The sequence below is a fragment of the Hydrogenophaga luteola genome, assembly GCF_042648585.1.
Lineage (GTDB): Bacteria > Pseudomonadota > Gammaproteobacteria > Burkholderiales > Burkholderiaceae_C > Hydrogenophaga > Hydrogenophaga luteola.
Genome location: NZ_JBHRXX010000007.1, coordinates 93,113 through 116,819 on the forward strand (window position 1 = coordinate 93,113; position 23,707 = coordinate 116,819).

General features: G+C 65.0%; 23 protein-coding genes. 13 read left to right on the forward strand and 10 right to left on the reverse strand.

All coding sequences use genetic code 11. The annotated features are described in order from the left end of the window. Positions 1 to 19 precede the first annotated feature (19 nt). Positions 20 to 1,087 (reverse strand): bifunctional riboflavin kinase/FAD synthetase, encoded by a 1,068-nt coding sequence (locus ACFOPI_RS15105; RefSeq protein WP_382175366.1) that lies wholly within the window; start codon positions 1,085 to 1,087, stop codon positions 20 to 22. Positions 1,088 to 1,226: 139 nt separating this feature from the next. On the opposite strand from ACFOPI_RS15105, the gene ACFOPI_RS15110 reads away from it, so the two are divergent. Further along, positions 1,227 to 1,784, forward strand: a complete 558-nt coding sequence (locus ACFOPI_RS15110; RefSeq protein WP_382175369.1) for an HNH endonuclease — start codon at positions 1,227 to 1,229, stop codon at positions 1,782 to 1,784. Positions 1,785 to 1,832: 48 nt separating this feature from the next. On the opposite strand, the gene ACFOPI_RS15115 is transcribed toward ACFOPI_RS15110, so the two are convergent. The 3 genes from ACFOPI_RS15115 to ACFOPI_RS15125 all read right to left on the reverse strand — a co-directional run bounded on the left by ACFOPI_RS15115 (position 1,833) and on the right by ACFOPI_RS15125 (position 4,891). Next, complete coding sequence (locus tag ACFOPI_RS15115) at positions 1,833 to 2,948, reverse strand: acyl-CoA dehydrogenase family protein (RefSeq protein ID WP_382175371.1); 1,116 nt, start codon at positions 2,946 to 2,948, stop codon at positions 1,833 to 1,835. Between the two features lie 11 nt (positions 2,949 to 2,959). Beyond that, the gene (locus ACFOPI_RS15120; protein ID WP_382175374.1) at positions 2,960 to 4,141 is read right to left on the reverse strand and encodes an acyl-CoA dehydrogenase family protein; all 1,182 of its coding nucleotides are present in this window, start codon (positions 4,139 to 4,141) and stop codon (positions 2,960 to 2,962) included. A 78-nt stretch (positions 4,142 to 4,219) separates the two neighbouring features. After that, positions 4,220 to 4,891: a YceH family protein gene (locus ACFOPI_RS15125; protein WP_382175376.1), complete on the reverse strand. Its 672-nt coding sequence runs from the start codon at positions 4,889 to 4,891 to the stop codon at positions 4,220 to 4,222. Positions 4,892 to 4,939: 48 nt separating this feature from the next. Between ACFOPI_RS15125 and purN the strand changes: the two genes are divergently transcribed. Next, positions 4,940 to 5,521, forward strand: a complete 582-nt coding sequence (purN, locus tag ACFOPI_RS15130) for a phosphoribosylglycinamide formyltransferase (RefSeq protein WP_382175378.1) — start codon at positions 4,940 to 4,942, stop codon at positions 5,519 to 5,521. A gap of 16 nt (positions 5,522 to 5,537) precedes the next feature. On the opposite strand, the gene ACFOPI_RS15135 is transcribed toward purN, so the two are convergent. The 3 genes from ACFOPI_RS15135 to ACFOPI_RS15145 all read right to left on the reverse strand — a co-directional run bounded on the left by ACFOPI_RS15135 (position 5,538) and on the right by ACFOPI_RS15145 (position 8,663). Further along, entirely contained in the window at positions 5,538 to 6,152 is a 615-nt protein-coding gene (locus tag ACFOPI_RS15135) for a LysE family translocator (RefSeq protein WP_382175381.1), read from the reverse strand. A 73-nt stretch (positions 6,153 to 6,225) separates the two neighbouring features. After that, positions 6,226 to 6,993 carry an AraC family transcriptional regulator gene (locus ACFOPI_RS15140; RefSeq protein WP_382175384.1) on the reverse strand — a complete coding sequence of 256 codons (768 nt, stop codon included), beginning with the start codon at positions 6,991 to 6,993 and terminating at the stop codon, positions 6,226 to 6,228. Positions 6,994 to 7,043: 50 nt separating this feature from the next. Continuing rightward, a complete protein-coding gene (locus ACFOPI_RS15145; protein WP_382175387.1) occupies positions 7,044 to 8,663 on the reverse strand; it encodes a peptide chain release factor 3 in 1,620 nt (539 codons plus the stop codon). Positions 8,664 to 8,697: 34 nt separating this feature from the next. On the opposite strand from ACFOPI_RS15145, the gene ACFOPI_RS15150 reads away from it, so the two are divergent. Then, the gene (locus ACFOPI_RS15150; protein WP_382177184.1) at positions 8,698 to 9,963 is read left to right on the forward strand and encodes an RsmB/NOP family class I SAM-dependent RNA methyltransferase; all 1,266 of its coding nucleotides are present in this window, start codon (positions 8,698 to 8,700) and stop codon (positions 9,961 to 9,963) included. A 137-nt stretch (positions 9,964 to 10,100) separates the two neighbouring features. Continuing rightward, positions 10,101 to 11,327: a DesA family fatty acid desaturase gene (locus tag ACFOPI_RS15155; RefSeq protein WP_382175389.1), complete on the forward strand. Its 1,227-nt coding sequence runs from the start codon at positions 10,101 to 10,103 to the stop codon at positions 11,325 to 11,327. Between the two features lie 102 nt (positions 11,328 to 11,429). Here ACFOPI_RS15155 and rpmG read toward each other — a convergent pair whose 3' ends face one another. The 3 genes from rpmG to trxB form a co-directional block, all read right to left on the reverse strand. Continuing rightward, positions 11,430 to 11,600: a 50S ribosomal protein L33 gene (gene rpmG, locus ACFOPI_RS15160; RefSeq protein WP_056269543.1), complete on the reverse strand. Its 171-nt coding sequence runs from the start codon at positions 11,598 to 11,600 to the stop codon at positions 11,430 to 11,432. 13 nt (positions 11,601 to 11,613) lie between these two features. After that, the gene (rpmB, locus tag ACFOPI_RS15165) at positions 11,614 to 11,847 is read right to left on the reverse strand and encodes a 50S ribosomal protein L28 (RefSeq protein WP_056269541.1); all 234 of its coding nucleotides are present in this window, start codon (positions 11,845 to 11,847) and stop codon (positions 11,614 to 11,616) included. A 180-nt stretch (positions 11,848 to 12,027) separates the two neighbouring features. Further along, positions 12,028 to 12,975 carry a thioredoxin-disulfide reductase gene (gene trxB / locus ACFOPI_RS15170; protein ID WP_382175392.1) on the reverse strand — a complete coding sequence of 316 codons (948 nt, stop codon included), beginning with the start codon at positions 12,973 to 12,975 and terminating at the stop codon, positions 12,028 to 12,030. A gap of 150 nt (positions 12,976 to 13,125) precedes the next feature. Here trxB and ACFOPI_RS15175 point away from each other — a divergent pair, with 150 nt between their 5' ends. From ACFOPI_RS15175 to lysS, 9 genes are all read left to right on the forward strand, one after another. After that, the gene (locus tag ACFOPI_RS15175) at positions 13,126 to 13,800 is read left to right on the forward strand and encodes a Crp/Fnr family transcriptional regulator (RefSeq protein WP_066260605.1); all 675 of its coding nucleotides are present in this window, start codon (positions 13,126 to 13,128) and stop codon (positions 13,798 to 13,800) included. Positions 13,801 to 13,912: 112 nt separating this feature from the next. Beyond that, positions 13,913 to 16,267 (forward strand): DNA translocase FtsK, encoded by a 2,355-nt coding sequence (locus ACFOPI_RS15180; protein WP_382175395.1) that lies wholly within the window; start codon positions 13,913 to 13,915, stop codon positions 16,265 to 16,267. A 45-nt stretch (positions 16,268 to 16,312) separates the two neighbouring features. Continuing rightward, positions 16,313 to 16,951 (forward strand): outer membrane lipoprotein chaperone LolA, encoded by a 639-nt coding sequence (gene lolA / locus ACFOPI_RS15185; RefSeq protein WP_382175397.1) that lies wholly within the window; start codon positions 16,313 to 16,315, stop codon positions 16,949 to 16,951. Between the two features lie 5 nt (positions 16,952 to 16,956). Further along, positions 16,957 to 18,246, forward strand: a complete 1,290-nt coding sequence (locus ACFOPI_RS15190) for a replication-associated recombination protein A (RefSeq protein WP_382175400.1) — start codon at positions 16,957 to 16,959, stop codon at positions 18,244 to 18,246. Positions 18,247 to 18,517: 271 nt separating this feature from the next. Further along, a complete protein-coding gene (locus tag ACFOPI_RS15195) occupies positions 18,518 to 19,447 on the forward strand; it encodes a branched-chain amino acid ABC transporter permease (protein WP_382175403.1) in 930 nt (309 codons plus the stop codon). A 16-nt stretch (positions 19,448 to 19,463) separates the two neighbouring features. Beyond that, a complete protein-coding gene (locus ACFOPI_RS15200; RefSeq protein WP_382175406.1) occupies positions 19,464 to 20,561 on the forward strand; it encodes a branched-chain amino acid ABC transporter permease in 1,098 nt (365 codons plus the stop codon). A 16-nt stretch (positions 20,562 to 20,577) separates the two neighbouring features. Continuing rightward, positions 20,578 to 21,348, forward strand: a complete 771-nt coding sequence (locus ACFOPI_RS15205; protein WP_382175409.1) for an ABC transporter ATP-binding protein — start codon at positions 20,578 to 20,580, stop codon at positions 21,346 to 21,348. Between the two features lie 19 nt (positions 21,349 to 21,367). After that, on the forward strand, positions 21,368 to 22,084 hold the full coding sequence (locus ACFOPI_RS15210; RefSeq protein ID WP_066153253.1) for an ABC transporter ATP-binding protein: 717 nt from the start codon (positions 21,368 to 21,370) through the stop codon (positions 22,082 to 22,084). A gap of 70 nt (positions 22,085 to 22,154) precedes the next feature. After that, a complete protein-coding gene (gene lysS / locus ACFOPI_RS15215; RefSeq protein ID WP_382175412.1) occupies positions 22,155 to 23,702 on the forward strand; it encodes a lysine--tRNA ligase in 1,548 nt (515 codons plus the stop codon). Positions 23,703 to 23,707: the final 5 nt, after the last annotated feature.

Genomic DNA, 23,707 nt, shown 5'->3' on the forward strand with positions numbered 1-23,707 from the left:
GGGCGGCGACCGGTTGGGGTCAGCCTTGAATTCGGTCGCGCGTGGTCTGGCGGCGCGTCTGGGCGTGCAACGAGGCAAAAAACGCGCGAGCGTCGTCGCAGTCCTTGGCGATCCCTTGGGTCAGGGCGTCCAGGCTGTCGTACTTGAGCTCGTCGTGCAGTTTGTGCAGCAGTTCCACCCGGATGATTTTACCGTAGGCCTCTCCGCCGGGCAGGCTGGCCGAGAGACCCGTCGGCCAGTCCAGGCAATGGGTTTCCAGCAGCACGCGGCCGCCATTGACATCGTTGGGGTCCAGCGAGGGGCGCACGCCCAGGTTGGCCACGCCTGCGAGGGGCTCACCGGGCGGAGTGAGGCCGTGCACATGAACCGCAAAGATGCCGCTGGCGGCGGGCTTCCAGTGCGAAAAGCGCAGGTTCAGGGTGCGAAAGCCGTCGCCGCGCCCGGGGGCGCTTTCGGCCAGCTGGCGGCCGAGCTTGCGCCCGTGCACCACATGGCCGCTGATGGCGTAGGGGCGGCCGAGCAGGGCAGCAGTGCGCTCCATGTCGCCCGCGGCGAGGGCTTCGCGCACGGCCGAACTGCTCACGCGGATGCCGTGCACCTCGTAGCTCTGCATGCGCGCGACGTCAAAACCCATGGCCGACCCAGCAGCGTCCAGCATCGCGTAGTCGCCCGCGCGCTGGGCGCCGAAACGGAAGTCGTCACCGACCAGGACGTACCGGACGCCCAGCGCCTGTACCAGGATGTCTTCGATGAAGGCCTGGGGCGGCAGCGAGGCCAGGCGCTGGTTGAAGGGCAGCACCACGCACTGGTCGACGCCGCAGCGCTCGAGTTCTTCCAGCTTGTCCCGCAGCGTGGCGATGCGGGCTGGGGCGAGTTCGGGCTTGCGGTGCACAGCGGCGAAGAAGTCGCGCGGGTGCGGCTCGAAGGTCATCGCGCAGGTGGGTACATCCCGGTGGCGCGCCTCGTTCTGCAGCAGCGCCAGCATGGCCTGGTGGCCACGGTGCACGCCGTCGAAGTTGCCAATGGTGAGCGCGCAGCCCTGGGTCGCGGGCAGGGTGCGGTTCCAGAGACCACGGATGATTTTCATGAGGGATTGCGCAGGGGTCGCGGGGGCGTCATAAAAGCGCGCTATATTGACACAGCCCCGCGGGCACCGGCCTGCGGGCGCACCAGCCGCAGGTGACGATGCGGCTGGCCTCTTCATTTTCAGTTGAAGGAGCCAGGTCTTGAAGGTCTTGAAGCTGTCTGCCCAGGGGCTGCCGCAATCGTGGATCAGCCTGGAAGAAGCCGTGCTGCACTACGCCGCGGATGAGGTGCGCTGGGAAATGGGCGCGGAGGTGGCGGTGTTCCACGGTGGACACAACGCGGTCACCGGCTTGCAGTCGATCATCACTGTCAACTCGATCATCGGCACCAAGGGCGTGCCCAACATCAACCCCTTCGAGCTGCGGCCCACCCTGACCAACGCCAAGCTGTTCGCCCGCGACCGCTGCCTGTGCGCCTATTGCGGTCATGCCTTCCGCGACGACGAGCTGACCCGTGAACACATCCTGCCAATGGCACAGAATGGCCGGGACATCTGGATGAACGTGGTGACGGCCTGCAAGTCCTGCAATCACCGCAAGGCCAACAGGACCCCCGAGCAAGCCAACATGCCGCTGCTCTACGCCCCCTATGTGCCCAGCCTGTGGGAGGACTTCATCCTGCGCAACCGCCGCATCCTGGCGGACCAGATGGAGTTCCTGATGTCGCATCTACCCAAGAATTCCCGGCTGCACGCCTGAATGAAAAAGCCCCGCAAAGCGGGGTTTTTTTTGAAAGTTGCAAGGCGCTCAGGCGAACACGCCGGCCGTGTCTTCCATGCGCGCCGACACCTCGCCCAGGTGGTGCAGGGTGTCCCCGAAGGTCATTTCGAGCTGGGTCAGCTTCTTGAAATAGTGGCTGACGATGTACTCGTCGGTCACGCCGATGCCGCCATGCAGCTGCACGGCCTGCTGGCCCACATAGCGCATCGATTGGCCCAGCTGCACCTTGGCGCGCGAGAGCGCGCGGCGGCGCTCATCCGCAGGTGCATTGAGCTTGAGGCTGGCGTAGTAGCTCATCGAGCGCGCCAATTCCAGCTGCATCTTCATGTCGGCCATGCGGTGACGCAGGGCCTGGAAGCTGCCGATGGCGACACCGAACTGCTTGCGCGTGTTCAGGTACTCGGCCGTCACCGCCACGGTCTTGTCCATCACGCCCACGGCTTCGGCGCAGACGCAGGCGATGCCGATGTCCACAGCGTGCTCCAGAGCGGTCAGGCCGTCGGCCGTGACCAGCGCGGCGGGTGCGTTCTGCAGCGTCACTTCGGCCGCACGGCCGCCGTCCTGGGTGCCATACCCTTGTGTGGACACGCCCTCGGCGTTGCGCTCGACCAGGAACAGGGCGATCTGGCCGTTGGCCATGGCCGGCACGAGGAAAGCGTCGGCGTGGTCGCCCGCTGGCACCACGCTCTTGGTGCCGCTGAGGGTCCAGCCGCTGCCCGCCTGCGTGGCGGTGGTCTTGCAGATGTCGAGCTGGTAGCGCGCACCGCGCTCCTGCTGCGCCAGCACCACCAGCGCTTCGCCTGCCGCAATCTTCGGCAGCCAGGCGGCCTTTACGTCCGCGCCGCCGTAGGCGCCGATCACGCCGCTGGTGATCAGGGTCTGCGCCAGCGGCTCCAGCACGATGCCGCGGCCCAGCTCCTCCATCACCACCATGCCCTCGACCGGCTCCATGCCGAGGCCCCCGTCGGCTTCGCTGACATACAGGCCACCCAGCCCGAGTTCGGTCAGCTCGCTGTAGGCGGCACGGTCGAATCCGCCCGCCTTCACGATGGCGCGGCGGCGCTCGAAGTCGTAGCCCTTGTCCACCCATTTGCGCACGGCGTCACGCAGCTGTTCCTGGTCGTCGGAAAAATCGAAATCCATGTCGTGTCTCCTTAGCCAAGGACCGTCTGGGCGACGATGTTGCGCTGCACTTCGTTGGAGCCACCGTAAATGGTGGTCTTGCGCATGTTGAAGTAGGTCGAGGCCAGCGGCGCATTGGCCACTCCGCCACCCGGGAAGTTGCCCTGCCAGCCGGCCTCCATGGCCTCTTCGATGAAGGGCAGGCTGAAGGGGCCCGCGGCCAGCATCATCAGCTCGGCGTAGCGCTGCTGGATCTCGCTGCCCTTGATCTTGAGCAGACCGGCGATGTCCAGCGACTGTTTGCCCGACTTTTCGGCCGACAGCACGCGCAGCACCAGCATTTCCAGTGCCACGATGTCCACCTCCAGCAGCGCGATCTGGTCGCGGAAGCGCATGTCGTCCCACACCCCTTCGGCCTTGGCAATGCGCTTGAGGCGCTCCAGTTCGCGCTTGGCGCGGTTGACGTCGGCGATGTTGGTGCGCTCGTGGCTGAGCAGGTGCTTGGCGTAGGTCCAGCCCTTGTTCTCTTCGCCGATCAGGTTCTCCACCGGTACCTTGACGTTGTCGAAAAAGACCTCGTTGACCTCGCACTCACCGTCCAGCAGCCGGATCGGGCGCACGGTAACGCCGGGCGACTTCATGTCGATCAGCAGGAAGCTGATGCCGGTCTGTGGCTTGCCTTCTGTGGAGGTGCGCACCAGGCAGAAGATCCACTCACCGTACTGGCCCAGCGTGGTCCAGGTCTTCTGGCCATTGACCAGGTAGTGATCACCCTGGCGCTCGGCGCGCGTCTTGACCGAGGCCAGGTCCGAGCCCGAACCCGGCTCGCTGTAGCCCTGGCTCCACCAGACCTCGCCGCTGGCGATGCCGGGCAGGAAGCGTTCCTGCTGCTCCTTGTTGCCAAAGGCCATGATCACCGGCGCCACCATCACCGGGCCGAAGGGCACGATGCGCGGCGCCCCGGCCAGGGCGCATTCCTCTTCGAACAAGTGCTTCTGCACGGCGGTCCAGCCTGGGCCGCCGAACTCCTTGGGCCAGCCGTAACCCAGCCAGCCCTTTTTGCCCAGGATCTTGGCCCAGCGCTGCATGTCGTCGCGCGAGAGGCGCAGCGCGTTGTGGACTTTGTGGGCGATGTCGGCGGGCAGGTTGTGCTTGACCCAGCCGCGAATCTCGTCGCGGAACGCCAGCTCTTGCGGCGTGAATGCCAAATCCATGCTTGTCTCCGTGGTCGGGTGATCGGTGGTCGCCGGGGGTGGCGGCTCGATCCACGAAGTTTCGCACGACCGTTCGTTTTAGGGCTGTCCGGGCTGCGACAAACCCAGCTGCTCGCTAAGGTCGGCCAGCTGTGCCTGCAGGGTCACGACCGTGGCTTCCAGGGTCGCCACGCGCATGGCCAGCGCGCTGTCGCCGGATGGGGCTTCGTATGCAGCGGGGGCCGAGGTGTCCACTGGCCCGCACAGCAGGTGCGCCCAGCGTTGCTCGCGAGCGCCTGGCGCTCTCGGCAGCTTGACGACCAGCGGCCCCCCTTTTTCGTCGGCGCGGTCCTGCATCTCTTCCAGGAAGCCCTCCACCGAGGCGATGTCCAGGAACTTGTACCAGCGGTCGGCGTTGATGCGCAGCTCACCCGCGGTCTGCGGGCCGCGCAGCATCAGCAAGCCCAGCAAGGTGGCCGACTGGTCCGGTACGCCGGCTGCGCGCGGGAAGTTGTGTTCGTAGCGCGGCACGCGCGAGCCGCTGGATTCGATGACCATGCTGTAGTCGCGCAGCACATCGATGGCGTCGCTGATCTGGGCCCCGCTCAGGGTCATCACCGGCTCGCGCGCGGTTTTCTGGTTGCAGCCGCCGTGCAGGCTGTTGAGCGAGAGCGGGTAGCTGTCGGGCACGGTGCGGGCCTTTTCCATCAGGGTGGCCAGTACGCGGGCTTCGACGGGCGACAGGGGGCGGGTTCGGAAATCGTGGTTCATTACACTTGGCGGCCCCAGCGGGCGCTGAATCGGTCGGTACATCGGGTCGTGAACAAGAACATCGTCATTCTCATCTCAGGCGGCGGCTCCAACATGGCCGCCATCGTCCAGGCGGCTCAAAAAGGCCGCTGGCGTGAGCGCTTTGGTGCCCGGGTGGCGACCGTCATCAGCAACAAGGCCGAGGCCGGTGGGCTGGCCTGGGCCCGCGAACACCACATCCCGACCGCCAGTTTCGACCACAAGGCCTACGCCTCGCGCGAGGCCTTCGATGCGGCCCTGATGACCGAAATCGACCGCTACCAGCCAGGCCTGGTGGTGCTGGCCGGCTTCATGCGCATCCTCACGCCCGGTTTCGTGCAGCACTATGAAGGCCGGCTGGTGAATATCCACCCCAGCCTGCTGCCGGCCTTCCCGGGCCTGCACACTCACCAGCGCGCCATCGACGCCGGCTGTCGGTTCGGTGGCTGCACCGTGCATCGCGTGACCGCCGAGCTGGACCACGGCGAATACCTGGATCAGGCGGTGGTGCCCATCCTGCCGGGCGACACCGCACAGACTCTCGCCGCCCGCGTGCTCACGCAGGAGCACTTGATCTATCCGCGGGTGGTCGAACGGCTGCTGGCCGCCTGAAGCGAAGCCGTCCCGCTCAGCGGTCACCTGCAGCCAGCCTGCCCGCCATGGCTGCAAAAGCCAGCGCGAATCCGCGGCGCAGAGCGTCCCGGATGCGCGCCGAACCGGCCACCCGTTCGCGGAAGGCGTGCGCCGCCATGCCGTAGAGCACGAACACGCCGAAGGTCATGGCCATGAACACCAGGCTCAGCAGGGTGAACTGCCGCATGGGTGTAGGGTCGGCCGGGTCCATGAATTGGGGCAGGAACGCCAGGAAGAACAGGGTGAGCTTGGGGTTGAGCAGATTCAGCAGCACGGCTTTGCCCACCAGACGCGCCGGGTGGTGGGCAGTGGGTGTGGCGTCGGTTTCGAACGCCATGCGGTCACGCCAGGTCATCACCGCCAGGTACAGCAGGTACAGCACCCCTGCGATCCGCAGCAGCTGAAACGCCAGAGCGCCTGTGTGCATCACCGCGGCCAGCCCCAGGGCCGTGGCCGCCATGTGGGGCACGATGCCGAGGGTGCAGCCCAGGGCCGCCCAGACACTGGCCAGCCGGCCACGGGAGAGGCCGGTGGAGACCGTGAAAAGCACACCCGCGCCGGGGGTCACCACCACCACGGCAGAGGTGAGCAGGAATTCAAGCGAGATCATGGACAGGCTCCGGGACAAGGCCATGCGGCCGGTGTGCCCAATGTGTCTGCTCCTGGAGCGGACGTCTTGAACGTTATTGCAGTGGGCTGCCCATGGCCTGCCGCCATTGGCCCGGAGTGAATCCGAAGTGACGCACAAACTGCCGGTTCAGGTGGCTCTGATCGGCAAAGCCACTGGCGAAGGCTGCTTCGCAGAGCGGCGTGCCGGCGGCGATCAGTCGCCTTGCATGGCGCAGCCGATGTTGCTGCAGCCACGCGAACGGTGGCAGGCCCTTCCAGCGCGCGAACTGCCTCACCAGCTGGAAGCGCGAGAGGCCGGCCAGATTGGCCAGCCGGTGCAGGTCCGGTGGAGCGCAGGGTTGATCAAGCAGGCAGTCGTGCACCCGCTGCAGGTTGGCCGGGGCCGCGACCTCGGGCTGGCGGGTGCTGTGCCGTTGGGCCAGCAGGCCGCACACCTGGGTCAGCGCTTCCTCGCAGGCCGCAGCGGCCAGTGGGGTGTGAGGCGCCATGTCGTCCCAGCAGTGAAACAGCTGGTGGATGGCGGCGCGCACGACCGGATCGTCGAACACGGGCCGGGTGAACTCGTGCGCCTGCTCATCCACCAGCCGCACCATGGCCTGGGCACTGACATGGACCATGCGCCAGTGTCGGGGCGCGCAGCCCAGCGGGTGGCCGTCGTGCACCTCGCCGGGGTTGGACGTGACGATGTGACCGGGCAGGGCCTCGACGGTGCCGCGCCCACTGGCCGACCGGTGACCGCCGGCTTCCATCACGCCGAATCCGTAGCCGTCGTGCCAGTGACGGCCGAAGCTGCGACCACTGTGCAGCTCCTCGGCATGCACCCCGTCGATGGGGCCGCGCCGGAGGCGGACATGATGAAGGGGCGTGGGAGTCACATCGACTTGTGGAACACCAAGCCAGCGTGCTCGCGCATCGCGTGGAACTTGATCTTGGGCCAGTTGGCTTCGACCGCACGCAGCGTGGCCATGTGGTCCAGCAGCACGGTGGGCGCGTCCACGGCGTCCAGCGCCACCCGGTGGGCGTTGGCGTCCATGAAGCGCTTGAGCTCCTGCTCGCCGCCGTCTTCGGGCGCGCAGGTCACCCAGCGCGCCACGTTGTAGTTGCTGCCCATGATGCGGGCGCGCACGCCGTATTCGTGCTCCAGCCGATGGGCCACCACTTCGAACTGCAGCTGGCCGACGGCGCCCAGCAGCAATACGGTGCCGGCGATGGGGCGGAACACCTGGATCGCGCCTTCTTCACCCAGCTGGGTCAGGCCGGCGCGCAGCTGCTTGGTCTTCAGCGGGTCGGCCACTTCCACGCTGCGGATGATTTCCGGCGCGAAGAAGGGCAGGCCGGTGAACTGCAGGGCCTCGCCTTCGGTGAGCGTGTCGCCCAGCTGCAGCACGCCGTGGTTGGGGATGCCGATGATGTCGCCGGCAAAGGCCTCGTCCAGCAGCTCGCGGCGCTGCGACAGGAAACTCACCACCGTGTTCGGGCGCAGTTCCTTGCCGCTGCGCACCACCTTCAGGCGCATGCCGCGCTCGAAGTGACCACTGGCGCAGCGCACGAAGGCGATGCGGTCGCGGTGCGCCGGGTCCATGTTGGCCTGGATCTTGAAAACCACGCCGCTGAACTTGGGCTCCACCGGTTCGACCACGCGCTGGATCGCGGCCTTGGCGCCCGGCTGTGGTGCCAGGTCCACCAGCGCGTCCAGCACCTCGCGCACGCCAAAGTTGTTGACGGCCGAGCCGAACAGCATCGGCGTTTGTTGCCCGTTCAGGAAAGCGTCCTTGTCAAAGGCCGGAGACGCTCCTTCGACCAGTTCCAGCTCGTCCTTGGCGGCGGCCCATTCCATGCCGAAGCGGCGGGCGCTATCGGCGTTGTCCAGGCCGGCCAGCACTTCTTCGTCGCCGCCGCGGCGGTCTTCACCGGCGGCAAACACGCGCATTTGGTCCTCGCGGCGGTCGTACACGCCGCGGAAGGTTTTGCCCATGCCGACCGGCCAGGTGAAGGGCACCACGGTCATGCCTAATTCGCGCTCGATCTCGTCCATCAGGTCCAGCGGGGCTTTCACCTCGCGGTCCATCTTGTTGACGAAGGTGAGGATGGGCGTGTTGCGCGCGCGGCAGACCTGCAACAGGCGGCGGGTCTGCGGCTCCACGCCATTGCCGGCGTCGATCACCATCAGCGCCGCATCCACGGCTGTGAGCACGCGGTAGGTGTCTTCCGAGAAGTCCTGGTGGCCCGGGGTGTCGAGCAGGTTGATGACGCAGTCGCGGTACTCCATCTGCATCACCGACGAGGCGACGGAAATGCCGCGCTGCTTTTCGATCTCCATCCAGTCGGACGTGGCGTGGCGCGCGGCCTTGCGCGCCTTGACCGAGCCGGCGATGTTGATGGCGCCCGAGAACAGCAGCAGCTTCTCGGTCAGGGTGGTCTTACCCGCGTCGGGGTGCGAAATGATGGCGAAGGTGCGGCGGCGCTGCACCTGTTGGGCGATGTCGGACATAACTCTCGATTATCCCCGGTGGGACAATACCGGGATGCACCCCAAAGCCCTTCTGGACGAAAGCGCCAGCCTGATCGAGAAAGTCTTCAAGTTCGACCATCCGGCCGATGCCATCGTCGCGCGCCATTTCCGCGAAAACAAGTCGCTCGGCCCGCGCGAACGGGCCACGTTGTCGGACACCGTGTTCGCCGTATTGCGCGAGCGTCTGAAGTACGAGTGGCTGGCGCGCTCCGGCAGCGGGTCGAAGTGGCGGCGACTGGCCATCCTGGGGTTCCCCGGGGAACGCGACTTCCTCAAGAGCGCGCTGACAGACGCGGAAAAAGACTGGTGGGATGCTTGCCTGAAGGTGGGCGATGAGCAACTCCTGACGCCGCACCGCCACAACCTGCCCGAGTGGTTGGCACAGGAGCTTCGTGAGCAGGTGGGCGAGGAATTCGATGTCCTGGCCGCGAGCCTGCTGCGCCCGGCACCTCTTGACCTGCGGGTGAATGCCCTCAAGCAAAAGCGCGATGTGGCATTGGCCGGTATCCGCAGCGCCGGATGGCCCGCCCAGCCGACGCCCCACTCACCACTGGGCATCCGGCTGGAGGGCAAGCCCAATCTGGCCAAGCTGCCTCTGTTCACTGCGGGCGAGGTGGAGGTGCAGGACGAGGGCTCGCAGCTTCTGGCCCTGTTGCTCGGGGCCAAGCGCGGGGAGATGGTGGCCGACTTCTGCGCAGGCGCCGGAGGCAAGACGCTGGCGATCGGTGCGTCCATGAAGAACACGGGTCGCCTTTATGCCTTCGACACCTCGGCCCACCGACTCGATGCCATCAAGCCGCGACTGGCGCGCAGCGGTCTGTCGAATGTGCATCCGGTGGCGATTGCCCACGAGCGTGACGAGCGCATCAAGCGGCTGTCCGGGAAGATGGACAGGGTGCTGGTCGACGCGCCTTGTTCTGGTCTTGGGACGCTGCGCCGCAGCCCGGACCTGAAATGGCGCCAGACGCCCGAGACCGTGGCGGCGCAGGCCGAGTTGCAGCAGCGCATTTTGGCCAGCGCGGCCCGCCTGCTCAAACCCGGTGGGCGGCTGGTCTACGCGACCTGCAGCCTGCTGCCTCAGGAGAACGAAGCCGTGGCGAATGCCTTCGGGTTGGCTCATCCCGAATTCGAGCCTCTGTCGGTGGTCGATATGCTTGCCTCAGCCCAGGTCGCGGAGGCCGCCTCCCTGTGCAGTCCGGATGGGCGGCACATGAGGCTGTGGCCGCACCGGCACAGCGCGGACGGCTTCTTTGCCGCGGCATGGCAGAAAAAAGGCTGATACGACTTGTGTTGATTTCACATCGTGATGCTCAACTTGGGGAATTTCACCCCCGCCGGTAAAATCGAAGGCTATCCCGCCAGGCGCCCGCAGCGGGAACTTCATGTTGTTACGCCGGGCGCGCACATAGGAAATCAATGTTTTCTTCCGATTACGGCCTCCTGTCCCATCTCTGGGACGGGCTGATTCAGTTTCTGGCCGATGGCCTCACCCAGGCCACCTGGTGGCAAGCCATCATTGCGGCGCTGGTGATGACGCACATCACCATCGCCAGTGTCACGATCTACCTGCACCGTCATTCCGCGCACCGCTCGCTGGACCTGCACCCGATCGCCTCCCACTTCTTCCGCTTCTGGCTGTGGATGACGACCGGCATGGTCACCAAGGAGTGGACCGCCATCCACCGCAAGCACCACGCGAAATGCGAGCACGAAGGCGATCCGCACAGCCCCGTTGTTTTCGGCATCAAGAAGGTGTTCTTCGAGGGCAGCGAGCTGTACCGCGCCGAGGCCAAGAACCAGGAGACCCTGGCCCGCTATGGCCACAACACCCCGGACGACTGGGTCGAACGCAACATCTACACCGGCCGCTCTCGGCTGGGCGTGAGCCTGATGCTGATCATCGACGTGGCGCTCTTCGGTGCACTGGGTCTGACGGTCTGGGCGATCCAGATGGCGTGGATTCCCGTTACCGCCGCCGGCATCATCAACGGCATCGGTCACTGGTGGGGTTACCGCAACTTCGAGGCGGCCGATGCCAGCACCAACGTATCGCCCTGGGGCATCATCATTGGCGGCGAAGAGCTGCACAACAACCACCACACCTACCCGACCTCGGCCAAGCTGTCGGTCAAGCCCTACGAGTTCGACATCGGCTGGATGTACATCACCATCCTCAAGACATTCGGGCTGGCCTCAGTGAAAAAGCTGCCGCCCAAGATGGCCTTCGGTGCCGTCAAGCCGGTGGCGGACGAAAAGACCCTGGAGGCGATCATTGCCAATCGCTACGAGGTCATGGCCGGCTATGCCCGCGAACTGCGTGTGGCCTGTCAGCGCGAGGTCGAGGCGCTCAAGAGCCGCAGCGGCGATGTGTCCGCACTGGAGGCGGCCCGCCGCTGGCTGCACCGCGACGACGACAAGGTACCGGCGGCGGTGAAGCCTCAGCTGGCACAGGCCCGTGCCGAGCACCCCGTGCTGGACAAGATGGTCACCATGAGGGAAGAGCTGCGCTCGCTCTGGACCGGTACGAACGCCACGCGTGAACAACTCGCGGCCGACTTGCAGGCCTGGTGCCGCCGTGCCGAAGAGAGCGGTATCGCCGCCCTGCGCGATTTTTCGATCCAGCTGCGCTCCGCACGCGCTTGACGGAGTCGAGCAACTCGCGCCACATCCGTGGTGCGGGCAACAAAAAAGCCGCTGTAGAAACAGCGGCTTTTTTGTTGGGTCGAACCCGGAATCAGGACTGAATCACTTCAGCTTGATTTCCTTGTAGTCCACGTGCTTGCGAGCCTTCGGATCAAATTTCTTGATCAGCATCTTCTCGGGCGTGGTCTTCTTGTTCTTGGTGGTGGTGTAGAAGTGGCCGGTTCCAGCGGTGGATTCCAGCTTGATCTTCTCGCGTGCGCCTTTGGTTGCCATGGTCGGTTACTCCTTAAGCCTGGCCACGTGCGCGCAGGTCGGCGAGCACAGCGTCGATGCCATTCTTGTCGATCAGGCGCAGGGCAGCACCCGACACGCGCAGACGAACCCAGCGGTTCTCGCTCTCGACCCAGAAACGGCGGTATTGCAGGTTCGGCAGGAACCGGCGCTTGGTTTTGTTGTTGGCGTGGGAAACATTGTTCCCGACCATGGGCTTCTTGCCCGTGACGTCGCAGACGCGTGCCATGAGGACACTCCGATTTCATCAAACGGCCGCTACCCGTGCGGTAGGGGCCTCACCTCGCCAGGAAAAGGGTGGCGGTAACCCTGAATTTGCAACGCGCAGCCGAAACGGCCCAATCGCAGCAAAGCCACGCATTATAGCCCGAGGCGGCTGATCCGCCTACGGCCGGTCGTTGGTGCTGGATCAGCCTTCGTGCTGTTCGAGGAAGCGCTGGGCATCCAGAGCGGCCATGCAGCCCGTGCCGGCGCTGGTGATGGCCTGGCGGTAGATGTGGTCCTGTACGTCACCTGCGGCGAAGACGCCGGGCACGCTGGTCATGGTGGCCATGCCGTTGTTGCCCATGCGGGTGATCAGGTAGCCGTCCTTCATTTCCAGCTGGCCCTTGAAGATTTCGGTATTCGGGCTGTGTCCGATGGCGATGAAGCAGCCCTTGACGGCGACTTTCTCGGTGCTGCCGTCTTGCACGTTTTTCAGCCGCACACCGGTCACACCGCTGGCATCGCCCAGTACCTCGTCAAGCACGCTGTGCAGCTTGAGTTCGATGCGGCCTTCCTTCACCTTGTCCATCAGCTTGTCGATCATGATGGCTTCGGCCCTGAAGCTGTCGCGTCGGTGCACCAGGGTGACCTTGCTGGCGATGTTGGACAGGTACAGGGCTTCTTCGACGGCGGTGTTGCCGCCGCCGACCACGGCCACTTCCTGGCCTCGATAGAAGAACCCGTCGCAGGTGGCGCATGCACTTACCCCTTTGCCCATGAAGGCTTCCTCGGAGGGCAGGCCCAGGTAGCGGGCCGATGCGCCGGTGGCGATGATCAGGGTGTCGCAGCTGTATTGGCCGCTGTCGCCGGTGAGGACGAACGGACGCTTGGACAGGTCGACAGCGTTGATGTGATCGAAAACGATCTCGGTCTTGAAGCGCTCGGCGTGCTCCAGGAAGCGTTGCATCAGCTCCGGCCCTTGTACGCCGTGCACGTCCGCGGGCCAGTTGTCGACTTCGGTGGTGGTCATGAGCTGACCGCCCTGTGCAATGCCGGTGATCAGAACGGGTGCCAGGTTGGCGCGGGCTGCATACACCGCCGCGGTGTATCCGGCGGGGCCGGATCCAAGAATAAGAACTTTCGTATGCTTCATTTCGACGGCCCCATCGATCTTCAGGGCAAGTGGTTTAGAGTCGGTGGGTGTGCTCAGGGACGCTGTGTCCGGCGGTCACACCGCAGCGCTGAGGATGATCGGCATTGTATGAAACGCGCTTTGGGCGCATTCAACGCAAAGGTTTTAGACATGGCCATCCTTTCCAATCTGGATCTGATCCGTCGGGTTCCTCTGTTCTCGACGCTCACGCAGGCCCAGGCCGAATCCGTCGCTGAAGCCGTGGTCAAGCGGCGATACAAGCGCGGAGAGGTGATCGTGGAGCAGGGCAAGAAGTCGAACTTTCTGGCCATCGTGCTCACGGGGCGCGCCCGGGTGGTCACCACCGATTCGAGGGGGCGGGAGGTGATTCTGGCGACCATGAACCCGGGGGACTATGTGGGTGAGATGAGCCTGATCGACAACCAGCCCCATTCGGCAACGGTGCGCGCCGAGGTTCAGACCGATGTGCTGATTCTCGGCCGGGTGGAATTCGCGCGTTGCCTGCCCGAGAATACGTCGATGGCCTACGCCGTGATGAAGGGCCTGGTGCTGCGCTTGCGGCACGCCGACCGCAAGATCGAGTCCCTGGCGCTGATGGACGTGTATGGGCGAGTGGCCCGGGCCCTGCTCGAATTTGCGGCGCCGGACAAGGATGGTCGTCTGGTCATCCGCGAACGGGTCTCGCGCCAGGATGTGGCCAAGATGATCGGCGCATCGCGTGAAATGGTCAGCCGGGTCATGAAGGATTTGGAAGATCGGGGCTTCATCGAGGTGGGTGAGGACGGCAGCACCATCATCAAGGACCGACTGACATCGCTGGGCTGATCTTCTCGCCCACTCGTTTTGTCGACTCACGACTGGTCACATTGCCAGTCTGCGGCCACGCGGATGGGGCAACCCTGTGCGGTAAGCTCGTTGCCGCAATCTGTCGAGGTTTATGACGTATTCCATCAACACGCTCAACGCCGACCGGGCGAATCCCCCTGCGAGTGGCGTGTCCCGGTTCGCCCATGAGCTGGCCCTGGTGCTGGGGGCCGCAGTGCTCGGGTTCTGGCTGATCGCTCTGCTCAGCCACAGCCTGAATGATCCTGCCTGGAGCACCACGGGCAACGAAGGTGATGTTCGCAACTGGGGTGGGCAGCTGGGAGCCTGGTTGTCCGACGCCAGCTACTACCTGTTCGGCTTCTCGGTCTGGTGGCTTTTGCTGGCGGGGTGGCGTGTCTGGCTGTCGGCCTTGGCCAAACGCTTGCGGGGGGCGGATGCGGAGCGGGCCGAGTCGGCCGAAGCTGATGCATCCACCTTCTGGCGCAACCCTGCTGTTCAGCGCACGCTCTACGGGCTTGCGCTGTTGACGCTGATGGTCGGCAGTGTGTCGCTGGAATGGAGCCGCTTGTACCGGTTCGAAACCCTGCTCCCGGGACACGGCGGGGGGGTTCTGGGCCACCTGCTGGGCCCATTGGGTGTGCGCTGGCTGGGGTTCACCGGTTCGGCGCTGGTCGCGCTGGCCCTGATGGTTGTGAGTGCGCCCCGAGTGTTCCGGTTTTCGTGGGGGCATTGGGCCGAGCGGCTGGGTGCCCAGTTCGACGAGTGGTTTCAGTCCCGGCGGGAAAGGCGTGAAGCCGTGGAGGACCAGCGCATCGGCGAGCAGGCGGCGCGCGAGCGCGAGGTGGTGGTACAGGTGGAGCGCGACGTGATTGAGGAGCAGCACCCGACGCCGGTGGTCATCGAACCGGCGCGGGTCGAGGTGCCCAAGAGTGAGCGTGTGGCCAAGGAGCGTCAGAAGCCGCTGTTCACCGAGATGCCCGACAGCAAGCTGCCGCAGGTGGACCTGCTCGACAGCGCGCCGTCCCATCAGCAAGGGGTGGACGCCCAGACGCTGGAGATGACCAGCCGCCTGATCGAGAAGAAGCTCAAGGACTTTGGCGTCGAGGTGCGGGTGGTGGCGGCGGCGCCGGGGCCGGTGATCACGCGCTATGAGATCGAGCCGGCCACGGGCGTCAAGGGCTCACAGATCGTCAACCTCAGTCGTGACCTGGCGCGCTCGCTGTCGCTGGTGTCGATCCGCGTGATCGAGACCATCCCAGGCAAGAACCTGATGGCGCTGGAGCTGCCCAACGCCAAGCGCCAGACCATCAAGCTCAGCGAGATCCTCGGATCGCAGGTCTACAACGACGCCAGGAGTCTGCTGACCATGGGCCTGGGCAAGGACATCGCCGGTCTGCCGGTGGTGGCCGACCTGGCCAAGATGCCCCACTGCCTGGTGGCAGGGACCACCGGTTCGGGCAAGTCGGTGGGCATCAACGCCATGATCCTGTCGCTGCTCTACAAGGCCGACGCCAAGGACGTGCGCCTGCTGCTGATCGACCCCAAGATGCTGGAACTGAGCGTCTACGAGGGCATTCCGCACCTGCTGTGCCCGGTGGTGACCGACATGAAGCAGGCGGCCAACGGCCTGAACTGGTGCGTGGCCGAGATGGAGAAGCGCTACAAGCTCATGAGCAAGATGGGCGTGCGCAACCTGGCCGGCTTCAACGCCAAGATCGACGAGGCCAAGGCGCGGGGCGAACACATCGGCAACCCCTTCAGCTTGACGCCCGAGCAGCCCGAGCCGCTGGAGCGCCTGCCGCACATCGTGGTGGTGATCGACGAGCTGGCCGACCTGATGATGGTGGTGGGCAAGAAGATCGAGGAGCTGATCGCCCGTCTGGCGCAGAAGGCGCGCGCGGCAGGCATCCACCTGATCCTGGCGACGCAGCGACCCAGCGTGGACGTGATCACCGGCCTGATCAAGGCCAACATCCCGACCCGCATTTCCTTCCAGGTCAGCAGCAAGATCGACAGCCGCACCATCCTGGACCAGATGGGTGCCGAGAGTCTGCTGGGCATGGGTGACATGCTCTACATGCCCTCGGGCACGGGTTTTCCGATCCGCGTGCACGGTGCCTTCGTTAGCGACGACGAGGTGCACCGTGTGGCCTCCTACCTCAAGGAGCAGTACGGCGAGCCCAACTACATCGATGGTGTGCTGGAGGCCGCTGCTGGCGACGGTGAAGGCGGTGACATCTTCGGCGAAGGTGGGGGCGAGGGCGGCGAGAAGGACCCGCTGTACGACCAAGCCGTGGCCATCGTGCTGCAGGACCGCAAGGCCAGCATCTCCTACGTACAGCGCAAGCTCAAGATCGGCTACAACCGCGCCGCCCGCCTGCTGGAAGACATGGAGAACGCCGGTCTGGTGAGCGCGCTCACCAGCAGTGGCCAGCGCGACATCCTGGTGGCTCCGCGCGGCGACTGACGCTCGCACGGAAACCTTTGTGGGGCTGACAGCTCCCATACGCTCATGAACCACAGAACCTTTTTTGCCATCGCACTGTCCCTGGCGGCGTCGTTGGCCCATGCAGATGGTCTGCAAGATCTCGAAACCTTTCTGCGCGAGGTCAAGAGTGCGCAGGCCAACTTCACTCAGGTGGTGACCTCGCCCAAACGCGAGGGCGAAGCCACGGCGCGCAGCAAGACGTCCAGCGGCCGCTTCGAGTTCCAGCGCCCGGGGCGTTTCCGTTTCGAGTACACCAAGCCGTTCGAGCAGACCATCGTGGCCGACGGCCAGACGCTGTGGCTGTACGACGTGGACCTCAACCAGGTCACCGCGCGCAAGCAGCAGGACGCACTCGGCAGCACGCCGGCTGCGCTGATTGCCTCGGGCACCGACCTCAAGGGACTGTCCGACGCGTTCGACCTCAAGGCCGGCGCGGCCAGGGACGGGATGGAATGGGTCGATGCCCAGCCCAGGGCGAAGGATGGGCAGTTGCAGAGCGTGAAGGTCGGATTCCGGCAGGGGCAGCTGGCGGTGCTGGAAATCGTCGACGGACTTGGCCAGCGATCGGTGCTGAGCTTTGCACAATGGCAAGGCAATGTGGCGATCAAGCCCGAGCGCTTCCGCTTCCAGCCCCCGGCCGGCGCCGACGTCATCCGTCCCTGAGTCGCGTGGTCACCGCCGCTCACCAACCGCTGGCCGAGCGCCTGCGCCCGCGCACGCTGGGCGAGGTGATCGGTCAGCAGCACCTGCTGGGAGAGGGTATGGCGCTGCGCCTGGCCTTCGAGTCCGGCCAGCCACACAGCTGCATCCTCTGGGGGCCGCCGGGAGTGGGCAAGACCACCATCGCTCGGCTGATGGCTGATGCCTTTGATGCCCAGTTCATCACCATCAGCGCGGTGCTGGGCGGTGTGAAAGACATACGCGAGGCCGTGGAGCGTGCCGAGGCGGCCCGCGATGGCCTGCATGCACAGCGCACCATTGTCTTCGTCGATGAGGTGCACCGCTTCAACAAGAGCCAGCAGGATGCGTTTCTGCCGCATGTCGAGAGTGGTCTGTTCACCTTCATCGGGGCCACCACCGAGAACCCCTCGTTCGAAGTCAATTCCGCGTTGTTGTCTCGTGCGGCGGTGTACGTGCTGCAGCCGCTGGGCGAGGACGAGCTGCGCCAATTGGTGACACGTGCGCAGGACATCGGTGCGGTGCCCTCCATTGAAAAGGCAGCCGAGGACCGTCTGATCGCCTACGCTGATGGTGATGCGAGGCGTCTGCTGAACACCCTGGAAACCTTGGCGGTGGCCGCCCAGCGCGAGAAGCTGGAACAGGTGACCGATGCCTGGCTGTTGCGTGTGCTGGGTGAGCGCATGCGCCGCTACGACAAGGGGGGCGAGCAGTTCTACGACACCATCAGCGCGCTGCACAAAAGCGTGCGCGGCTCCGATCCGGATGCGTCGCTGTACTGGTTCGTGCGCATGCTCGATGGTGGTGCAGATCCGCGCTACATGGCGCGCCGGCTGATCCGCATGGCGGCCGAGGACATCGGTCTGGCGGATCCGCGCGCGCTGCGCCTTGCGCTGGACGCGGCCGAGGTCTACGAGCGCTTGGGCTCACCCGAGGGCGAGTTGGCGCTGGCCGAGTGTGTGGTCTACCTGGCCGTGGCGCCCAAGTCCAATGCGGTCTACAAGGCCTTCAACGAGGCCAAGGCCTTTGTCAAGAAAGACGGCAGCCGCCCCGTGCCCATGCACCTGCGCAATGCACCCACGAAGCTGATGAAGGACCTGGACTACGGCAAGGGCTACCGCTACGCTCACGACGAGGCGGGCGGTTTTGCGGCCGGCGAGACCTATCTGCCCGACGGCATGGCTGGCACGCAGTTCTACCGGCCGGTCGACCGGGGGCTGGAAATCCGAATTGGAGATAAGTTGCGGGAGCTCAAGCGGCTCAACGATCAAAAAAACTAATGACGGGCCTGATGCGCTGATGCAGCGCATTCCGACCGCCAAAACCGAGGGAAAACCCGCGCGGAATCAGGGCTCGCCCGCATCAGGTGCCAGGTAACCCTTGGCTACAATCCGCCTCCAACCCGCCGTCTGCCCTGTTTCAAGGTCTGGCCTGGCGGGTTTTTTGCTAAGTTGAAGCGGGTCTGAACACGGGGCCCCGCGCTGCACAACGGCGCGGGATCGGATTTCCCGGTCTGGTGTCCCGGCCTGTCAAAAACACGGAGAAAACTTCATGGACGTTTTGCTGCAGCAGATCATCAATGGTCTGGTTCTGGGCAGTATGTATGCGCTGGTGGCGCTGGGGTACACGATGGTGTACGGCATCATCGGACTCATCAACTTTGCGCACGGTGACGTGCTCATGGTCGGCGCGTTGACCAGCTGGACCATCATCGGCTGGATGAGCAACGCCTCGCCCGACCTGCCCGGCTGGATGGTGCTTCTGCTGGCCACACTGATCGCCATGGTCGTGTGCGGGGCACTGAACTACACGATCGAGAAGCTGGCCTACCGGCCACTGCGCAACTCGCCCCGGCTGGCGCCGCTGATCACCGCCATCGGCATGTCGTTGCTGCTGCAGACCTTCGCGATGATCATCTGGGAACCCAACCCCAAGGCCTATCCGGCGACGCTCTCGCGTGAGCCGATCGAGTTTGCCGGCGCCGTGATCTCGGTGACGCAGATCGTGATCCTGGCCGCGACGGCCATCACGCTGGCCTTCCTGATGTGGCTGGTGAACAAGACCAACCTGGGCCGCGCGATGCGGGCCACTGCCGAGAATCCGCGGGTCGCGGCGCTGATGGGCATCAAGCCCGACGTGGTCATCTCCGCCACCTTCATCATCGGTGCCATGCTCGCCGCCATCGCCGGCGTGATGTGGGCCTCCAACTACGGCACGGTGCAGCACGCCATGGGCTTCATGCCGGGCCTCAAGGCCTTCGTGGCCGCGGTCATGGGCGGCATCGGCAACCTGGCCGGTGCCGTGGTGGGCGGTGTCGCGCTGGGGCTGATCGAGTCGCTGGGCGCCGGTTACCTGGGCCAGCTCACCGGTGGCGTGCTGGGCAGCCAGTACGTCGACATCTTTGCCTTCATCGTGCTGGCCCTGGTGCTCACGCTGCGTCCTTCGGGCCTGCTGGGTGAGCGTGTGGCCGACCGCGCCTGATACCGGGAGAACCATCATGACGAAGACCAATCCCGGCAAACTCGCGGTCTGGGCCCTGGCCGCCATCGCGCTGTTCGTACTGCCGCTGCTGCTGCAGGCCACGGGCAGCAACTCCTGGGTCCGCATCGTGGACCTGGCACTGCTATACGTGCTGCTGGCGCTGGGCCTGAACATCGTGGTCGGTTACGCCGGCCTGCTGGACCTGGGCTATATCGCATTCTTCGCGGTCGGCGCCTATCTCTACGGCCTGCTGGCCTCGCCGCACCTGGCAGAGACCTTCCCGGCCATCCAGGCGATGTTCCCCAACGGGTTGCACGTCAACATCTGGCTGGTCATGCTCCTGGCGGCCGTCGTGGCCGGTGTGGTCGGTATGCTGCTCGGTGCTCCGACGCTGAAGCTGCGCGGCGACTATCTGGCCATCATCACGCTCGGCTTCGGCGAGATCATCCGCATCTTCATGCTCAACCTGGACCGTCCGGTGAACATCACCAACGGCCCCAAGGGTATCGCGCAGATCGATCCGCTCACCGTGTTCGGCTTCAACATGGGGCAGCGGCACACGCTGACCATCGGTGACTGGAGCTACACCATTCAGCCGGTGACGCTCTATTACTACCTGTTCCTGTTCTTCGTGATCCTGTCGGTCATCCTGTCGTACCGCCTGCAGGACTCCCGCGTCGGTCGCGCCTGGATGGCCATCCGCGAAGACGAGATCGCCGCCAAGGCCATGGGCCTGAACACGCGCAATCTCAAGTTGCTGGCCTTCGGCATGGGCGCCACCTTTGGCGGCATGTCGGGTGTGCTGTTCTCGTCCTTCCAGCGCTTCGTGTCGCCCGAGTCCTTCTCGCTGATGGAGTCGGTGATGGTGGTGGCGATGGTGGTGGTGGGCGGCATTGGTCACATTCCGGGCGTGATCCTGGGTGCCTTGCTGCTGGCTGGACTGCCCGAGGTGCTGCGCCATGTGGCCGGCCCGCTGACCGAACTGACCGGTGGCCGCCTCGGTCCTGAAATCCTGCGCCAGTTGCTGATTGCGCTGGCCATGGTGGTGGTGATGCTGTTGCGTCCGAAGGGACTCTGGCCCGCGCCCGAACACGGCAAGTCGTTGGCCAAGTGAGCGAGAGGACACGAACATGAGCGAAACCATTCTCAAAGTCGCCAACGTCTCCAAGCGCTTTGGCGGTCTGCAGGCCCTCAGTGATGTGGGCATCACCATCCAGCGTGGCCAGGTCTATGGCCTGATTGGCCCCAACGGCGCCGGCAAGACCACCTTCTTCAACGTGCTGACCGGCCTTTACACGCCCGACAGCGGCTCCTTCGAGCTGGCCGGCAAGCCCTATACGCCGACGGCTGTGCACGAAGTGGCCAAGGCGGGCATTGCCCGCACCTTCCAGAACATCCGCCTGTTCGCCGAAATGACGGCGCTGGAGAACGTGATGGTCGGGCGCCACGTGCGCACCCACTCGGGCATCTTGGGTGCTGTGCTGCGCACCCCCAGCTTCAAGAAGGAAGAGGCGGAAATCACCGCCCGCGCGAAGGAGCTGCTCGACTACGTGGGCATCGGCAAGCTGGCCGACTACAAGTCGCGCACCCTGAGCTACGGCGACCAGCGCCGGCTGGAGATCGCCCGCGCGCTGGCCACCGACCCGCAACTGATCGCGCTGGACGAACCGGCCGCCGGCATGAACGCCACCGAGAAGGTGCAGCTGCGCGAGCTGATCGACCGCATTCGCAACGACAACCGCACCATCCTGCTGATCGAACACGACGTGAAGCTGGTGATGGGCCTGTGCGACCGTGTGACCGTGCTCGACTACGGCAAGCAGCTCTCGTCCGGTACGCCGGCCGAGGTGCAGAGCGATCCCAAGGTGATCGAGGCGTATCTGGGCACCGGCGGCCACTGAAAGAGAGAGCGAGAACAATATGGCAAACACACTCCTCAAAGTCAGCGGCCTGAAGGTGGCGTACGGCGGCATCAAGGCCGTCAAGGGCGTCGACCTGGAAGTGCGCGAAGGCGAACTGATTTCCCTGATCGGCTCCAACGGTGCCGGCAAGACCACCACCATGAAGGCCATCACCGGCTCTCTGGGTTTCGAAGGCGGTGACATCGAATACCTGGGCCAGAGCATCAAGGGCCGTGGGGCCTGGGACCTGGTCAAGCAGGGGCTGGCGATGGTGCCGGAAGGCCGCGGCGTCTTCACCCGCATGACCATCACCGAGAACTTGCTGATGGGCGCCTACATCCGCACCGACAAGGCCGGCATCGAGGCCGACATCGAGCGCATGTTCGGCATCTTCCCGCGCCTGAAAGAGCGCAAGGACCAGCTGGCCGGCACCATGTCGGGCGGTGAGCAGCAGATGCTGGCGATGGCCCGCGCGCTGATGAGCCAGCCCAAGGTGTTGCTGCTGGACGAACCCTCAATGGGGCTGTCGCCGATCATGGTCGACAAGATCTTCGAGGTGGTGCGCGACGTCTCCGCCCAGGGCGTGACCATCGTGCTGGTGGAGCAGAACGCCCAGCGCGCGCTGCAGATCGCTGACCGCGGCTACGTGATGGACTCCGGCCTGATCACCATGACCGGCGCCGGCAAGGACCTGCTGGTGGACCCGAAAGTCCGCGAGGCCTACCTCGGGCATTGACCGTTCCACGAAAAACTACAATGACGGGTTGCGCTTTTTGGGCGCAGCCCGTTTTTATTTGTCCCACACCATGACCACCGAACACGCCCACGCCATCCCCGCCGCCGACGACAACCAGCTGATTGCGGAGCGGCGCGAGAAACTCAAAGGCCTGCGCGAGGCGCAGCAGCGCGGCGAGGGTGTGGCGTTTCCGAACGACTTCAAGCCACGCGACACGGCCGAGGCCCTGTTCGCCGCACACGGCGAATCGAGCAAGGAAGCGCTGGAGACCAACCCGGTGCGTGCCTGTGTGTCGGGTCGCATGATGCTCAAGCGTGTGATGGGCAAAGCCTGTTTTGCGACCATTCAGGACTCGTCCTTCGGTCCCAGTGGCGGCCGCATCCAGCTCTACCTGAACACCGACAGCGTGGGCGAAGAGAAACTGGCGGCGTTCAAGCACTGGGATCTGGGCGACATCGTCGCGGCCGAAGGGGTGCTCATGCGCACCCGCACCGGCGAGCTGTCGATCCACGCGGACCAGATTCGCCTGATCACCAAGAGCCTGCGCCCGCTGCCCGACAAGTTCCACGGCATTCACGACCAGGAAATCAAGTACCGTCAGCGCTACGTGGACCTGATGACCGACGAAGGCGCCCGCAAGCGCTTCGTCACCCGTAGCAAGGCCCTGTCCAGCATCCGCGAGTACATGGTCAGCCACGGCTTCCTCGAAGTGGAAACGCCCATGCTGCACCCCATTCCGGGCGGTGCCAACGCCAAGCCGTTCAAGACGCACCACAACGCGCTGGACCAGGAGATGTTCCTGCGCATCGCGCCCGAGCTGTACCTCAAGCGCCTGCTGGTGGGCGGTTTCGAGCGCGTGTTCGAGATCAACCGCAACTTCCGCAACGAAGGCATCAGCGTCCGTCACAACCCCGAGTTCACCATGATGGAGTTCTACGCGGCGTACTGGAACTACCAGGACCTGATGGACTTCAACGAGCAACTGATCCGTCACGTCGTGAAGCAAGTGCACGGCGACACGCCGCTGACCTACAACGGCCAGCCGGTGGACGTGTTCTCTCCCTTCGAGCGCCTGACCATCCGCGAGGCCATCCTCAAGTACACCGACGCCGGTGCGGGTGTGGACGACCCGGCCTGGCTGATCCCGGCGCTCAAAAAACTGGGCTTGAGCGAAGAGAAGCACCAGCTCTCGACCCGCTCGCTGGCCAGCCTGCAGGTGCTGTACTTCGAAGAGACCGTGGAAGAGAAGCTCTGGAACCCGACCTTCATCATGGAGCACCCGACCGAGATCTCGCCGCTGGCCCGCGCCAACGACGACCGGCCCGAGGTGACCGAGCGCTTCGAGCTCTACATCACCGGTCGCGAGTTCGGCAACGCCTTCTCCGAGCTGAACGACGCCGAAGACCAGGCTGCGCGCTTCCAGGCCCAGGTCGCGGCCAAGGACGGTGGTGACGAAGAGGCCATGTACTACGACGCCGACTTCATCCGTGCGCTGGAATATGGCATGCCACCGGCTGGTGGCTGCGGCATCGGCATCGACCGCCTGATGATGCTGCTGACCGATTCGCCCAGCATCCGCGACGTGATCCTGTTCCCCGCGCTGCGCCGCGAGCACTGACCCCA

Coding starts and splice junctions, on each gene's coding strand:
- ACFOPI_RS15105 (WP_382175366.1), bottom strand. CDS start 1,087: ATGAAAATCATCCGTGGTCTCTGGAACCGCACCCTGCCCGCGACCCAG.
- ACFOPI_RS15115 (WP_382175371.1), bottom strand. CDS start 2,948: ATGGATTTCGATTTTTCCGACGACCAGGAACAGCTGCGTGACGCCGTG.
- ACFOPI_RS15120 (WP_382175374.1), bottom strand. CDS start 4,141: ATGGATTTGGCATTCACGCCGCAAGAGCTGGCGTTCCGCGACGAGATT.
- ACFOPI_RS15125 (WP_382175376.1), bottom strand. CDS start 4,891: ATGAACCACGATTTCCGAACCCGCCCCCTGTCGCCCGTCGAAGCCCGC.
- ACFOPI_RS15135 (WP_382175381.1), bottom strand. CDS start 6,152: ATGATCTCGCTTGAATTCCTGCTCACCTCTGCCGTGGTGGTGGTGACC.
- ACFOPI_RS15145 (WP_382175387.1), bottom strand. CDS start 8,663: ATGTCCGACATCGCCCAACAGGTGCAGCGCCGCCGCACCTTCGCCATC.
- ACFOPI_RS15150 (WP_382177184.1), top strand. CDS start 8,698: ATGCACCCCAAAGCCCTTCTGGACGAAAGCGCCAGCCTGATCGAGAAA.
- ACFOPI_RS15155 (WP_382175389.1), top strand. CDS start 10,101: ATGTTTTCTTCCGATTACGGCCTCCTGTCCCATCTCTGGGACGGGCTG.
- rpmG (WP_056269543.1), bottom strand. CDS start 11,600: ATGGCAACCAAAGGCGCACGCGAGAAGATCAAGCTGGAATCCACCGCT.
- rpmB (WP_056269541.1), bottom strand. CDS start 11,847: ATGGCACGCGTCTGCGACGTCACGGGCAAGAAGCCCATGGTCGGGAAC.
- trxB (WP_382175392.1), bottom strand. CDS start 12,975: ATGAAGCATACGAAAGTTCTTATTCTTGGATCCGGCCCCGCCGGATAC.
- ACFOPI_RS15175 (WP_066260605.1), top strand. CDS start 13,126: ATGGCCATCCTTTCCAATCTGGATCTGATCCGTCGGGTTCCTCTGTTC.
- ACFOPI_RS15180 (WP_382175395.1), top strand. CDS start 13,913: ATGACGTATTCCATCAACACGCTCAACGCCGACCGGGCGAATCCCCCT.
- lolA (WP_382175397.1), top strand. CDS start 16,313: ATGAACCACAGAACCTTTTTTGCCATCGCACTGTCCCTGGCGGCGTCG.
- ACFOPI_RS15195 (WP_382175403.1), top strand. CDS start 18,518: ATGGACGTTTTGCTGCAGCAGATCATCAATGGTCTGGTTCTGGGCAGT.
- ACFOPI_RS15200 (WP_382175406.1), top strand. CDS start 19,464: ATGACGAAGACCAATCCCGGCAAACTCGCGGTCTGGGCCCTGGCCGCC.
- ACFOPI_RS15205 (WP_382175409.1), top strand. CDS start 20,578: ATGAGCGAAACCATTCTCAAAGTCGCCAACGTCTCCAAGCGCTTTGGC.
- ACFOPI_RS15210 (WP_066153253.1), top strand. CDS start 21,368: ATGGCAAACACACTCCTCAAAGTCAGCGGCCTGAAGGTGGCGTACGGC.
- lysS (WP_382175412.1), top strand. CDS start 22,155: ATGACCACCGAACACGCCCACGCCATCCCCGCCGCCGACGACAACCAG.